Source organism: Pseudomonas sp. H3_C08 (assembly GCF_054669455.1).
In genome coordinates this window covers 4,799,176-4,811,091 of the sequence record NZ_CP162803.1, presented here as the reverse complement: position 1 = coordinate 4,811,091, position 11,916 = coordinate 4,799,176, and the positions used below count along the sequence as shown (strand labels likewise).

Sequence of the window (11,916 nt, the reverse complement as noted above, 5' to 3'; positions counted from 1 at the left end):
TCCTTATTTGCCCAGTTGTTCGGCCATTTCGGCCGAGCGGTGCGCGGCGGCGCCGAGTGCGGTTTCGACCAGGGCTTCGAAGCCATTGGCCTGGAATGATTTGATTGCAGCTTCCGTGGTGCCGTTTGGCGAGGTCACGCGACGACGCAGTTCGGCAGCATCGACATCGCTGGAGACGGCCATGTGTGCCGCGCCCAGCGCCGTTTGCAGAGTCAGTTGCTCGGCGATGTCCTTTGGCAGACCCAGTTTGACGCCAGCAGCAGTCATGGCTTCGATAAGCAGGAAGAAGTACGCCGGGCCGGAACCGGAGACGGCGGTGACCGCATCGAGTTGCTGCTCTTCGTTCAGCCACAGGGCAATGCCGACGGCGGACAGCAGCTCTTCGGCTTGCTGACGCTGCTCGGCGGTCACTTCGCTGGTCGCGCACAAACCGCTGACGCCCTGTCGCAGCAGTGCCGGGGTGTTGGGCATGCAGCGCACGATTGGCTGCTCGCCAAGCCAGGCGGTCATGCTGGCGCAAGTGATGCCAGCGGCAATGGAGACCACCAGTTGATTCGGTTTCAGGCTTGGGCGAATCGCCTCGCACACGGCTTTCATCGCCTGTGGCTTGACTGCCAGCACAATCACATCGACGCCGTCGATGGCCTGGGCGTTGTCGGCGAAAGTTTCGATGCCGTGTTCGGCACTGACTTTGGCGCGGGTTTCTTCACCCGGGTCGCTGGCGCGGATCTGTGCGGCTTCCAGGCCCTTGGCGCGCAGGCCGCCGATCAGGCTGGCCGCCATGTTGCCCGCACCGATAAACGCAATACGTGTGTTGCTCATGTGTGGTCCTTATCTGGAATCGTTCAAGACTGGGAATAATCTCTGGCACCAAACAGGGCCGTACCGATACGCACCCAAGTGGCGCCTTGGGCAATGGCCGACTCGAGGTCGTGGCTCATGCCCATGGACAGTGTGTCGAGCGGCAGATCGAGGCTGGCCTGCAATTTCTGCACGGCGGCGAAGGCCGCGTCTTGCTCGGCGCGATCTTCGGTCGGCTCGGGAATTGCCATCAAGCCGCGTAGTTGCAGGCGTGGCAGGGCGTTGATGGCCGCGGCCAATGCCGGCAGGTCGGCCGGGGTGCAGCCGGACTTGCTCGCCTCGCCGCTGACGTTGACCTGAATGCAGATGTTCAGCGGCGGCAACTCGGCCGGGCGCTGTTCGGACAGGCGTTGAGCGATTTTCAGGCGATCCACGGAGTGCACCCAGTCGAAATGCTCGGCAATCGCACGAGTCTTGTTCGATTGAATGGGGCCGATGAAGTGCCAGCTCAAGGGCAGGTCGGCCAGTTCGAGCTGTTTGCCCAGGGCTTCCTGCAGGTAGTTCTCACCAAAGTCGCGCAGGCCGGCGGCATATGCTTCGCGCAGGGCCTGGGCGGGTTTGTTCTTGCTGACCGCGAGCAGCTGGACGCTGTTTTCAGCGCGGTTTGCAGCTGTTACCGCTGCCTGGATGCGCGAACTAACCAGTTGGATGTTGTCTGCTATCGTGGACATCAAGAGGCGCCAGCGGTCGGAAGGTTCGCGGCATTCTACTGGAATTGAGGAGCGCTATGGATATCACTGAACTGCTGGCCTTCAGCGCCAAACAGGGAGCTTCCGACCTGCACCTGTCGGCCGGTCTGCCGCCGATGATCCGCGTCGATGGCGACGTGCGGCGGATCAATCTGCCGGCGCTGGATCACAAGCAAGTGCACGAACTGATCTACGACATCATGAACGACACCCAGCGGGTCGACTTCGAGAAACATCTGGAAACCGACTTTTCTTTCGAAGTGCCGGGTGTCGCGCGTTTCCGGGTTAACGCCTTTAACCAGAACCGTGGCGCCGGCGCCGTATTCCGTACGATTCCGTCGAAAGTGCTGAGCATGGAAGACCTCGCCATGGGCGACGTCTTCCGCAAGATCACCGATGCGCCGCGCGGTCTGGTGTTGGTCACCGGGCCGACCGGTTCCGGCAAATCGACCACGCTGGCGGCGATGATCGATTACCTCAATACCCACCGGCATCACCACATCCTGACTATCGAAGATCCGATCGAGTTTGTTCACGAATCGCGCAAATGCCTGATCAATCAGCGTGAAGTCCACCGTGATACCCGCAGTTTCGCCACTGCGTTGCGATCGGCACTGCGTGAAGACCCGGATGTAATTTTGGTCGGTGAGATGCGTGACCTGGAAACCATTCGCCTGGCGCTGACCGCAGCCGAAACCGGGCACTTGGTATTCGGCACGCTGCACACCACCTCGGCGGCGAAAACCATCGACCGCGTGGTCGACGTGTTCCCCGGTGACGAGAAGTCGATGGTGCGCTCGATGCTGTCGGAGTCGTTGCTGGCGGTGGTTTCGCAGACGTTGATCAAGAAGATCGGCGGCGGGCGGGTGGCGGCGCACGAGATCATGTTGGGGACGTCGGCGATCCGTAACCTGATCCGCGAGGACAAGGTCGCGCAGATGTATTCGGCGATTCAGACGGGTGGGTCGTTGGGCATGCAGACACTGGACATGTGCCTGAAGGAACTGGTGACCAAGGGCTTGATCAGCCGCGAACATGCGCGGGAGAAGGCGCGGACGCCGGATAATTTTTGAGGGAGATTTTCGGTGTTCTAGCCGGCCCTTTCGCGAGCAAGCTCGCTCCCACAATTGATTGCATTCCTTCAATTGGAATGCTTTCACCTGTGGGAGCGAGCTTGCTCGCGAAGAGGTCAGTGCTGGCGATACCCGTTGCGGGTCAGTCAGCTCAGCGTTGAACGACGCGCATCTGCTTGCTTGCAGGCTCTTTCGGCAATACTCGCTTGGCAACTACGTAATGCTGTTCCCAATACGGCTTGTTCAACGTATCGATGCTCACCGCTTTGCCACGACGCGGAGCGTGGATGAAGCGATCGTTGCCCAGGTAGATGGCAACATGGTTGACCCGACGGCTCTTGATGTTGAAGAAAATCAAGTCGCCCGGCTTCAGATCCTTGCGCTCGACTTTCTCGCCGTGACCGCTGGCCATGGCGTTGGAGGTGCGTGGCAGGTCGAACGTGGCGTCGTTAAAAGCGTATTTCACCAGACCGCTGCAATCGAAGCCTTTACTTGGGCTGCTGCCGCCCCAACGATAAGGGGTACCGAGGACGTTCACCGCACGGCTCAGCACATTGCTGCTTTCCTTGCTCGCCATCGGTGGCACCAGCTTGCTTTGGCTTTTGCTGCTCAGCGTGGTGGTTTTGCTTTTGCTGCTTTTGCTCGAGGGAGCCGAAGCATGGGATTTAGGGGTAAAGCCGTTAACGTTAGGAAGACGTTGCTCACGATTGGTGGCGTGGGCGGCCAGTGGCATTAACAGGCAGATGGTTAGCCATGTCTTGAAAAATGGTCGCATTAGGCGTGGCTCTTTAGTGATAGCGCGCAACTTTATAACAGAGTTTTTTTTCATTCCGAGTCCGTTGGTCGATTCAGTTGGAGGCCAACGGAACCAAATAAGCGGCAAATGGACGCAATTGTCGGACAGAAGTCAGGTGCTATAAGGCTTTGACGGTAGCAACGGTAACATTTGCCGTACGTCGGCTACCTGTAAAAAAGTCACAAAGAATTCAAGAATATTTATCTATCGTGTGAATCGAGGTCTTCATGAACCCCTATCAACAATTTGTTCAGCAGCAAGATACGCACAGCAAAATCATCGGTTATCTGCTGTGGATTTTCGGTTTTACCGGTGCTCACCGCTTCTATTACGGCAAACCGGTGACCGGGACGATCTGGTTCTTCACCTTCGGTTTGCTGGGTATTGGCTGGCTGATCGACCTGTTTCTGATCCCGGCGATGGATCGCGAGGCGGATCTGCGTTTTACCGCAGGGCCGATCGAGTACAACGTGGCGTGGATTCTGCTGACGTTCCTCGGAGCATTGGGTGTGCACCGGATGTATCAGGGCAAGTGGATCAGTGGGCTGATCTATCTGCTGACAGGCGGGTTGTTCTTTCTGGGGGTGCTGTATGACTTCTGGACGCTGAATGATCAGGTCTCGGTGCGTAACGCCGAAGGCAGAGGCGCCTTCCAGTAAAGCTTCGCGAGCAGGCTCGCTCCCACAGGGGATTTGTGTCGTTCACAGATCCAATGTGGGAGCGAGCCTGCTCGCGAATGGGGCGACGCGGTATCAAGCCTGGTGACTGATCCGCCCATCCACCAGCGTATAGCGAACCACACCCGGCAAAGTGTGCCCAATGAACGGGCAGTTCTCACCCTTCGACAACCAGCCTTCACCGGCCACCGTCGAAGCCTGCGGATCGAACAGCACGATATCCGCCGCACCACCCACTGCCAGTTTGCCCGCCGGCAGACGCAGCGCTTCAGCCGGGCCAGCGCTCAAACGCGCCAGCAAGGTAGGCAGATCCAGCAACCCATCCTCAACCAACGTCATCGCCAGCGGCAACAGCAACTCAACACTGCTGATGCCCGGCTCGGTCGCGCCGAATGGCGCCAGTTTGGCGTCGCGTTCGTGCGGCTGGTGATGGCTGGAAATCGCCGTGACCACACCGGATTTCACTGCCTCACGCAGACCATCGCGATCCGCACGGGTGCGCAGCGGCGGTTGCACGTGGTACAGGCTGCTGAAGTCGATCAGCGCTTCGTCGGTCAGAATCAGCTGATACAACGCCACGTCCGCCGTCACCTTCAGGCCACGGGCCTGAGCCTGAGCAATCAGGGCAACACCGCGAGCGCTGGTCAACTGGCTGAAGTGCGCACGTACGCCGGTCTGCTCGACCAGCAGCAGGTCACGGGCAAGGGCCACGGTTTCAGCGGTTTCCGGAATCCCCGGTAAGCCAAGGAAACTGGCCACCGCGCCTTCGTGAGCCAAGCCACCTTCAGCCAAGTCGTGATCCTGCGAGTTGAATATCACCGTCAGGTCGAAGGTCGCCGCGTATTCCAGCGCCCGGCACAGGGTGCGGGTGTTGCGGAAGCTCTCCAGACCGTTGCCGAACGCCACACAACCGGCGTCGCGCAGCGCCACCAGTTCGGCCAGTTGCTCGCCGTCCAGACCTTTGCTCAAGGCGCCAATCGGGAAGACTTTGGTGTTGCCGGCCTCGCGGGCACGATCGAGGATCAGCTCGGCCACGGCGGAGGTGTCGAGCACCGGTTTGGTTTTCGGCGGGCAGCACAGGCTGGTCACGCCACCGGCGGCGGCCGCGCGGGTTTCGCTGATGATCGAGCCTTTACGGCTGTAACCCGGCTCGCGCAGGGCAACGTTGAGGTCGACGAGGCCCGGAGCAGCGACAAGGCCTTGGGCGTCGATGGTTTCTACTGCCGTGAAACCCGCTGGAGCGGCGCCGAGGGCGACGATCTTGCAGGCTTCAACGTGAATGTCGGTGACTTGATCCAGGCCGCTGCTTGGGTCGATGACGCGTGCGCCGAGAATGCTGAGCTTCACTGGGCGTTCTCCTGCTCGAATTGACGCTGCGCGGTTTGCCCGCTCATGGCCATGGACAACACGGCCATACGAATGGCGATGCCGTAGGTGACCTGGTTGAGGATCACCGAGTGCGGGCCGTCGGCCACTGCGGACTCGATCTCCACCCCCCGGTTGATCGGCCCCGGGTGCATGACGATGCAATCCGGTTTCGCCCCGGCCAGACGCGCAGTGGTCAGGCCGAACAGGCGGTAGAATTCGCCTTCGCTCGGCAGCAGGCCGCCGGTCATGCGCTCACGCTGCAGGCGCAGCATGATCACCACGTCGACGTCTTTCAGGCCTTCGGTCATGTCGGTGTAAACCTTCACGCCGTATTGCTCGATGCCGATCGGCAGCAAGGTCTTCGGCGCAATCACGCGGATGTCCGGGCAACCGAGGGTTTTCAGCGCGAGCATGTTCGAACGTGCGACCCGCGAGTGCAGGATGTCGCCGACGATGGCCACCGAGAGGTTTTCGAAGCCGCCCTTGTGCCGACGGATGGTGAGCATGTCGAGCATGCCCTGCGTCGGGTGCGCGTGACGGCCGTCGCCGCCGTTGATGATCGCCACTTGCGGGCAAACATGCTCGGCGATGAAGTGCGCGGCGCCGGAATCACCGTGGCGCACGACAAACATGTCGGCGGCCATGGCTTCGAGGTTGCGCAGGGTGTCGAGCAGCGTTTCTCCCTTGCTTGCCGACGAGGTCGACACGTTCAGGGTGATCACGTCCGCCGACAGCCGCTGGGCCGCCAGTTCGAAGGTGGTGCGGGTGCGCGTGGAATTTTCGAAGAACACGTTGCACACGGTCTTGCCGCGCAGCAACGGGACTTTCTTCACCGCCCGGGCACCGACTTCGAGGAACGAGTCGGCAGTGTCGAGGATTTCCGTCAGCAACTCGCGGCGCAGGCCGTCGAGCGAGAGGAAGTGGCGCAGCTGGCCCTGATCATTGAGCTGCAGCGGGCGCTTGGTATCTAGAGGCGTCATCGCGAAGGGGACTCTCAATAGGGCGGATTAAAGGTTGAAGTCTTGCAGTTCGAGCGTCAGCGGCTCGGGGCCGGACAGCTTCACCCGTTCATGTGCGGCCAGCGACAGCGTCGCGCCAACCACGTTCGGGCGGATCGGCAGCTCGCCGGCGTCGAGGTCCAGCAGGCAGACCAGGGTCACGCTGGCCGGGCGGCCGTAGTCGAACAATTCGTTCATGGCAGCGCGGATGGTGCGGCCGCTCATCAATACGTCGTCGATCAGCACCAGATGCTGGCCTTCGATCTCGAAGGGCAGGGCGGACGGGCGCACTTGCGGGTGCAGGCCGTTCTGGCTGAAGTCGTCGCGGTAAAAGGACACATCCAGCGTGCCCAGTGGCGCATCGCTGCCCAGTTCCTTGAGCAAGGCCTGCGCGACCCAGATGCCGCCGGTGCGGATGCCGATGTAACGCGGTTCAGTGATTTCACGCTGGGCAAGGTGCGCCTTGAGGCGGGTCGCCATCTGGCTGATCAGATCGGCGGGATTTGGCAGGCTCATGGTTGCTCCTTGTTGGGGGCGAGTCGGATCCTTGGACGCGACTCGGTTTTTCACTCAAAAGAAAAGCGCCGAAGCGCTTGTCAGGATTCAAACAATGCAGTGTTTTCATCGAGCCAGCCCTGCAGCAGCAGAGCGGCGGCGATGGCGTCCACCGGGTTGTCGCGGTAACTGCCTTTTTGACCGCCACGGGCCAGTCGCTCGCCTTTGGCTTCAAACGTGGTCAAGCGTTCGTCGTGGGTATAGAAGGGCAGATTGAAGCGGCCATTGAGGCGGCGGGCAAACTTTTCCGCGCGTACGCACATGTCGCTCGGGGTGCCGTCCATGTTCAGCGGCAGTCCGACAACAACGGCATCGGGTTTCCATTCTTTTATAAGGGCTTCGACCTGGTTCCAGTCCGGCACGCCGTTCTGTGCCTTCAAGGTGCACAGCTCACGAGCCTGGCCGGTAATCACCTGGCCGACCGCGACGCCGATCTGTTTGGTGCCGTAGTCGAAGCCGAGAATCAGGCGCAGGGCCATCAGGCGTGACCTGCCTGGCTGGTCAGCAGGCTGAGGTTGATCCCCAAGTGCCGGGCCGCCGCTTCCAGACGCAGTTCGCTGCTGGTGTTGAACAGGATGTCGGCGTCGTACGGGCAGTTCAGCCAGGCGTTGTCGGCGAGTTCGGCTTCCAGTTGCCCGGCTTCCCAACCGGCGTAACCGAGGGCAATCAGGCTTTTTGCCGGGCCGACGCCGTCAGCGATGGCGAACAGCACGTCCTGCGAGGTCGAGAGGGCCAGATCACCGTCCAATTGCGCGGTGGCCTGGAAGGTCTTGCCCGCCGGGTGCAGAACAAAACCGCGATCGGTCTGCACCGGGCCGCCAATGAAGATCGGCACATGCTGGCAGAGTGCTGGCGGGTCGATGTCCGGACGTAATTGCTCAAGGATGTCGGCCAGATTCAGCTCTTGCGGCCGGTTGACCACAATCCCCATAGCGCCATTGGCCGTGTGCTCGACGATGTAGGTCAAGGTGTGGGCAAAGTTCGGGTCGGCCATGTGTGGCATGGCGATCAGGAATTGATGCTTGAGGTAGCTGGGGCTGACGTTTTTCATGTGCGCTAGTGTGGCGTCGAAGGGGCAAACTGACAAGCTGAGGATCAGAGAACAACGCAGATCAAATGTGGGAGCGAGCTTGCTCGCGAAGGCGCCAGGTCAGGCAATATCAATGGTGCATGTCCCGGCCTCTTCGCGAGCAAGCTCGCTCCCACAAGGTTTCTGTGGTGTGTCAGTTGCTCGAGAGTTTGTCGCCGCGAGCAAATTTCCAGGTACGAATGATTTCCAGACGATCGATATCCGACAAGTCCCCGGTAAACGGCGCAAACGGTGCTGCCAACCGGACGATGCGCTGCGCCGCCTGATCCAGCAGCGGCTGGCCGGACGATTCCAGCACCAGCACTTCATACAGCGAGCCGTCGCGGTTGATCGAGACCATCAGGCGCAAATTGCCGTAGATCTGCTTGCGCCGTGCTTCTTCGGGGTAATTGAGGTTGCCGATGCGCTCGACCTTCTTGCGCCAGTCATCCTTGTACCAGGCACCCTTGTCGCGCATGGTCGACGCCGCGCTCAAACGGTGAATACGCGGGCGCTTGGCGTACAACTGCTGTTCCTTGGCCAGTTCGGCTTCGAGGCTGGCGATGTCGCTGGACAGCTGTGAGCTGTCGAACTCCGGCGCGTCGACTGTCGGTTTGACTTCGGTTTTGGCTTCTTCTTTCTTGGTCGGCGCTTTTTTAGGTTTCGGCGCGACGGTGGTCACCGCAGCTTTGGGTGCGGCTTCCTGCACTTGCGGTTTGGCGGCCGGTGGCGGGGTGACTTTTTTGACCTGATTGTCCTGGAACGGCGCCACCTCAGTGGTCTTCGGAATCGCCTTCTTGTCCAGCGTGCCGCTGCCTTCCTGATGCTGTTGAGCGAGAAAGTCAGCCTTCTCCGGCTTCTTTTCGCTCTTGAAGGTGGCGAGGGTGATTTCCAGGGTTTTGCTGATTTGCTTGGGCTCGACCATCGTGAAGCCGACGCCGAGCAGCAGCGCCAAATGGATCAGCGCCGCGAGAAACAGGGTAAAACCGAGGCGATCGGCCGGGCGCACGCCACGGTGGGCGAGTTCTGCGGGCAGATCGGACGGGAGGGTCATGACAAGAAAACCAACATCGCGTTTTTCAGAGGCTGCGCATGATAACGCAATGTTGGTTTCACGCCTTGGGCTTCACGCTTCAAGCGACAGACTGCATGTGACGTGCATCAAGCTTGTGGCATTTTGCCGGCGGCTTGCAGCTTCTTGGCGATGGCATCCATCAACATGCCGCCAATGTCAGTGCCGAAGGCATTGTCGATTTCACGGATGCAGGTCGGGCTGGTGACGTTGATTTCGGTGAGGTTTTCGCCGATCACATCGAGGCCAACGAACAGCAGGCCTTTCTCACGCAGGGTCGGGCCGACTTGGGCGGCGATCCAGCGATCCTTTTCAGTCAGCGGGCGCGCCTCACCACGACCACCGGCCGCGAGGTTGCCACGGGTTTCGCCCTGCGCCGGAATCCGCGCCAGGCAGTAATCCACCGGCTCGCCGTCGATCATCAGAATGCGTTTGTCGCCGTCCTTGATCGCCGGCAGGTAAGCCTGGCCCATGATCTGCTGGCCACCGAGGGCGGTCAGGGTTTCGAGAATCACCGACAGGTTCGGATCACCGGCACGGTGGCGGAAGATCGAAGTACCGCCCATGCCGTCCAGCGGCTTGAGGATCACGTCGCCGTGTTTCGCGGCGAACTCACGCAGCACGTCGGCGCGGCGGCTGACGATGGTTGGCGGCGTGCACTGCGGGAACAGCGTGGCGAACAGTTTTTCATTGCAGTCGCGCAGGCTCTGCGGTTTGTTCACCACCAGCACGCCAGCGGTTTCAGCCTGTTCGAGCAGGTAGGTGGAATAAACGAACTCCATGTCGAACGGCGGATCCTTGCGCATCAGGATCACGTCGAGATCGCTCAGCAGGTTGTCCTGCTCGGCGTCCAGTTCGAACCATTTTTCCGGGTTGGCGAAGACTTTCAGCGGCTTCATGCGCGCCCGTGCCTGACCTTCGCCCTGATACAGGTCGCGCTGTTCCATATAGAACAGTTCCCAGCCACGCTTCTGCGCGGCCAGCAGCATGGCCAGCGAGCTATCCTTTTTATAGGAGATGCTGGCGATAGGGTCCATGACAATCCCGACGCGAACGCTCATTGGGTTTTCCTCGAAAATTGGCTACCGGATCGGTATTGAAAAAGTGCCGCCAGAGTGGCGCCGGGCGGGTTTTCGGTCAAGGAAAAACCCGTCGATAGATTGCATCTGGAGACTGTGCTAAAAAGGCTGCCAAGCAGTGCTGGCCCTTGAACATCAAGGGTTTCCGGCCATCAGTCATCGCAAAACGGACAAATTGATTCGCAAAGGCGACGGTAGAGCCCTCTTATGGAACAGCAGTCCAGCGCCTTGAAGGTCATGGTGATCGACGACTCGAAAACGATTCGTCGCACCGCCGAAACATTGTTGAAGAATGTCGGTTGCGAAGTGATCACGGCGATCGACGGTTTCGACGCTCTGGCGAAGATCGCCGACAACCATCCCGGGATCATTTTTGTCGACATCATGATGCCGCGTCTGGATGGTTATCAGACCTGCGCTTTAATCAAGAACAACAGCGCGTTCAAGGCCACACCGGTGATCATGCTGTCATCGCGCGACGGGCTGTTCGACAAGGCCAAGGGGCGGATTGTCGGTTCTGATCAATTTTTGACCAAGCCTTTCAGCAAGGAAGAACTGCTCAACGCGATTCAGGCCCATGTTCCGGGCTTCGCCGCCGTTTTGCCGCAGTAAGACACGTACAGTGACGCTCGGCCAGCGGGCCGCGCGTCGACAAGAAAAATGGGGAAAACCATGGCACGCATCCTGATCGTTGATGATTCGCCGACTGAAATGTACAAACTCACCGGCATGCTCGAAAAGCACGGCCATGAAGTGCTGAAGGCCGAAAACGGCGCCGACGGCGTGGCCCTGGCCCGTCAGGAAAAACCTGACGCGGTATTGATGGACATCGTCATGCCCGGCCTCAATGGTTTTCAGGCAACCCGTCAGTTGACCAAAGACCCGGAAACCGGACATATCCCGGTGATCATCATCACCACCAAGGATCAGGAAACCGACAAGGTCTGGGGCACCCGTCAGGGCGCCAAGGATTACCTGACCAAACCGGTCGACGAAGACACCCTGATCAAGACCCTGAACAACGTGCTCAAAGGCTGATCGCGCAACCATGAGCGAATCGCTGACCGCGTTCGAACTGCTCTGGCAGATCGACCAGCGCTGCCGCTTGCTGGCGGCGGACCTGCCGTCGCAAGCGGCGCGCCAGGATCGCTGGAGCGGCATCGGCTTTCGCCTTGGCGAGCATTGGTATGTGGCGCCGATGGGCGAAGTCAGCGAAGTGCTGCATGAACCGCGATTCACCCAGTTGCCCGGGGTCAAGCCGTGGGTCAAAGGTGTGGCTAACCTGCGCGGGCGGCTGCTGCCGATCATGGATCTGTGCGGTTTCTTCGGCCATGAACTGTCGCCGTTGCGTAAACAGCGGCGGGTGTTGGTGGTCGAGCATGGCGATGTGTTTGCCGGGCTGATGGTCGATGAAGTCATCGGCCTGCAGCACTTTGAGCAGAACAGTTTTGAACCGCTGTCGATCAGCAAACGCCAGGGCTCGAAGGCCGAGTTCGTCAAAGGCTATTTCCGCCGCGAGCAGAACTGGCGGGTGTTCAGTTTGTTTGCGCTGGCCAAATCCCCGGTGTTCATGAGTGTCGCGATATAACAGATTCAACACTGTCCTCTGTGGGAGCGAGCCTGCTCGCGAAGAGGGCGTGTCAGGCAAGATAAATATTGGCTGACCCAGCGCTTTCGCG

15 protein-coding genes are annotated in these 11,916 nt (G+C 60.1%); 5 read left to right on the top strand and 10 right to left on the bottom strand.

What is annotated here, in order from left to right:
• Window positions 1-3 precede the first annotated feature (3 nt).
• Complete coding sequence (proC, locus tag AB4N74_RS21985) at window positions 4-822, bottom strand: pyrroline-5-carboxylate reductase (RefSeq protein WP_460097227.1); 819 nt, start codon at window positions 820-822, stop codon at window positions 4-6.
• 23 nt (window positions 823-845) lie between these two features.
• Window positions 846-1,532, bottom strand: a complete 687-nt coding sequence (locus tag AB4N74_RS21980) for a YggS family pyridoxal phosphate-dependent enzyme (protein ID WP_460097225.1) — start codon at window positions 1,530-1,532, stop codon at window positions 846-848.
• A gap of 56 nt (window positions 1,533-1,588) precedes the next feature.
• Between AB4N74_RS21980 and AB4N74_RS21975 the strand changes: the two genes are divergently transcribed.
• Complete coding sequence (locus AB4N74_RS21975; RefSeq protein WP_041063525.1) at window positions 1,589-2,623, top strand: type IV pilus twitching motility protein PilT; 1,035 nt, start codon at window positions 1,589-1,591, stop codon at window positions 2,621-2,623.
• A 151-nt stretch (window positions 2,624-2,774) separates the two neighbouring features.
• On the opposite strand, the gene AB4N74_RS21970 is transcribed toward AB4N74_RS21975, so the two are convergent.
• Window positions 2,775-3,398, bottom strand: coding sequence for a C40 family peptidase (locus AB4N74_RS21970; protein WP_460097223.1), 624 nt, complete (start codon window positions 3,396-3,398; stop codon window positions 2,775-2,777).
• Between the two features lie 248 nt (window positions 3,399-3,646).
• Here AB4N74_RS21970 and AB4N74_RS21965 point away from each other — a divergent pair, with 248 nt between their 5' ends.
• Window positions 3,647-4,078: an NINE protein gene (locus tag AB4N74_RS21965; RefSeq protein WP_007913651.1), complete on the top strand. Its 432-nt coding sequence runs from the start codon at window positions 3,647-3,649 to the stop codon at window positions 4,076-4,078.
• A 93-nt stretch (window positions 4,079-4,171) separates the two neighbouring features.
• Here AB4N74_RS21965 and AB4N74_RS21960 read toward each other — a convergent pair whose 3' ends face one another.
• From AB4N74_RS21960 to gshB, 7 genes are all read right to left on the bottom strand, one after another.
• Complete coding sequence (locus AB4N74_RS21960; RefSeq protein WP_093429839.1) at window positions 4,172-5,443, bottom strand: dihydroorotase; 1,272 nt, start codon at window positions 5,441-5,443, stop codon at window positions 4,172-4,174.
• Entirely contained in the window at window positions 5,440-6,444 is a 1,005-nt protein-coding gene (locus AB4N74_RS21955; RefSeq protein ID WP_007913665.1) for an aspartate carbamoyltransferase catalytic subunit, read from the bottom strand. Before AB4N74_RS21955 ends, AB4N74_RS21960 begins: the two co-directional genes overlap by 4 nt.
• Before the next feature lie 27 nt (window positions 6,445-6,471).
• Window positions 6,472-6,978 (bottom strand): bifunctional pyr operon transcriptional regulator/uracil phosphoribosyltransferase PyrR, encoded by a 507-nt coding sequence (pyrR, locus tag AB4N74_RS21950; RefSeq protein ID WP_034153653.1) that lies wholly within the window; start codon window positions 6,976-6,978, stop codon window positions 6,472-6,474.
• An 80-nt stretch (window positions 6,979-7,058) separates the two neighbouring features.
• Complete coding sequence (gene ruvX / locus AB4N74_RS21945) at window positions 7,059-7,496, bottom strand: Holliday junction resolvase RuvX (RefSeq protein ID WP_064589634.1); 438 nt, start codon at window positions 7,494-7,496, stop codon at window positions 7,059-7,061.
• Window positions 7,496-8,068 (bottom strand): YqgE/AlgH family protein, encoded by a 573-nt coding sequence (locus tag AB4N74_RS21940; protein WP_016985971.1) that lies wholly within the window; start codon window positions 8,066-8,068, stop codon window positions 7,496-7,498. Before AB4N74_RS21940 ends, ruvX begins: the two co-directional genes overlap by 1 nt.
• Before the next feature lie 172 nt (window positions 8,069-8,240).
• Window positions 8,241-9,140 carry an energy transducer TonB gene (locus tag AB4N74_RS21935; protein WP_093429840.1) on the bottom strand — a complete coding sequence of 300 codons (900 nt, stop codon included), beginning with the start codon at window positions 9,138-9,140 and terminating at the stop codon, window positions 8,241-8,243.
• Window positions 9,141-9,247: 107 nt separating this feature from the next.
• Window positions 9,248-10,219 (bottom strand): glutathione synthase, encoded by a 972-nt coding sequence (gene gshB / locus AB4N74_RS21930; RefSeq protein WP_093429841.1) that lies wholly within the window; start codon window positions 10,217-10,219, stop codon window positions 9,248-9,250.
• Window positions 10,220-10,444: 225 nt separating this feature from the next.
• On the opposite strand from gshB, the gene pilG reads away from it, so the two are divergent.
• The 3 genes from pilG to AB4N74_RS21915 are packed head-to-tail and all read left to right on the top strand — an operon-like array spanning window position 10,445 to window position 11,825.
• Window positions 10,445-10,849: a twitching motility response regulator PilG gene (pilG, locus tag AB4N74_RS21925; protein ID WP_007913673.1), complete on the top strand. Its 405-nt coding sequence runs from the start codon at window positions 10,445-10,447 to the stop codon at window positions 10,847-10,849.
• 60 nt (window positions 10,850-10,909) lie between these two features.
• The gene (gene pilH, locus AB4N74_RS21920; protein ID WP_026000666.1) at window positions 10,910-11,275 is read left to right on the top strand and encodes a twitching motility response regulator PilH; all 366 of its coding nucleotides are present in this window, start codon (window positions 10,910-10,912) and stop codon (window positions 11,273-11,275) included.
• Window positions 11,276-11,285: 10 nt separating this feature from the next.
• Window positions 11,286-11,825, top strand: coding sequence for a chemotaxis protein CheW (locus AB4N74_RS21915; protein ID WP_186620027.1), 540 nt, complete (start codon window positions 11,286-11,288; stop codon window positions 11,823-11,825).
• Window positions 11,826-11,916 lie beyond the last annotated feature (91 nt).

Excerpts from the sequence above, each read along its gene's own strand:
- proC (WP_460097227.1), bottom strand. The coding sequence starts at position 822 with ATGAGCAACACACGTATTGCGTTTATCGGTGCGGGCAACATGGCGGCC.
- AB4N74_RS21980 (WP_460097225.1), bottom strand. The coding sequence starts at position 1,532 with ATGTCCACGATAGCAGACAACATCCAACTGGTTAGTTCGCGCATCCAG.
- AB4N74_RS21975 (WP_041063525.1), top strand. The coding sequence starts at position 1,589 with ATGGATATCACTGAACTGCTGGCCTTCAGCGCCAAACAGGGAGCTTCC.
- AB4N74_RS21970 (WP_460097223.1), bottom strand. The coding sequence starts at position 3,398 with ATGCGACCATTTTTCAAGACATGGCTAACCATCTGCCTGTTAATGCCA.
- AB4N74_RS21965 (WP_007913651.1), top strand. The coding sequence starts at position 3,647 with ATGAACCCCTATCAACAATTTGTTCAGCAGCAAGATACGCACAGCAAA.
- AB4N74_RS21955 (WP_007913665.1), bottom strand. The coding sequence starts at position 6,444 with ATGACGCCTCTAGATACCAAGCGCCCGCTGCAGCTCAATGATCAGGGC.
- pyrR (WP_034153653.1), bottom strand. The coding sequence starts at position 6,978 with ATGAGCCTGCCAAATCCCGCCGATCTGATCAGCCAGATGGCGACCCGC.
- ruvX (WP_064589634.1), bottom strand. The coding sequence starts at position 7,496 with ATGGCCCTGCGCCTGATTCTCGGCTTCGACTACGGCACCAAACAGATC.
- AB4N74_RS21940 (WP_016985971.1), bottom strand. The coding sequence starts at position 8,068 with ATGAAAAACGTCAGCCCCAGCTACCTCAAGCATCAATTCCTGATCGCC.
- AB4N74_RS21935 (WP_093429840.1), bottom strand. The coding sequence starts at position 9,140 with ATGACCCTCCCGTCCGATCTGCCCGCAGAACTCGCCCACCGTGGCGTG.
- gshB (WP_093429841.1), bottom strand. The coding sequence starts at position 10,219 with ATGAGCGTTCGCGTCGGGATTGTCATGGACCCTATCGCCAGCATCTCC.
- pilG (WP_007913673.1), top strand. The coding sequence starts at position 10,445 with ATGGAACAGCAGTCCAGCGCCTTGAAGGTCATGGTGATCGACGACTCG.
- pilH (WP_026000666.1), top strand. The coding sequence starts at position 10,910 with ATGGCACGCATCCTGATCGTTGATGATTCGCCGACTGAAATGTACAAA.
- AB4N74_RS21915 (WP_186620027.1), top strand. The coding sequence starts at position 11,286 with ATGAGCGAATCGCTGACCGCGTTCGAACTGCTCTGGCAGATCGACCAG.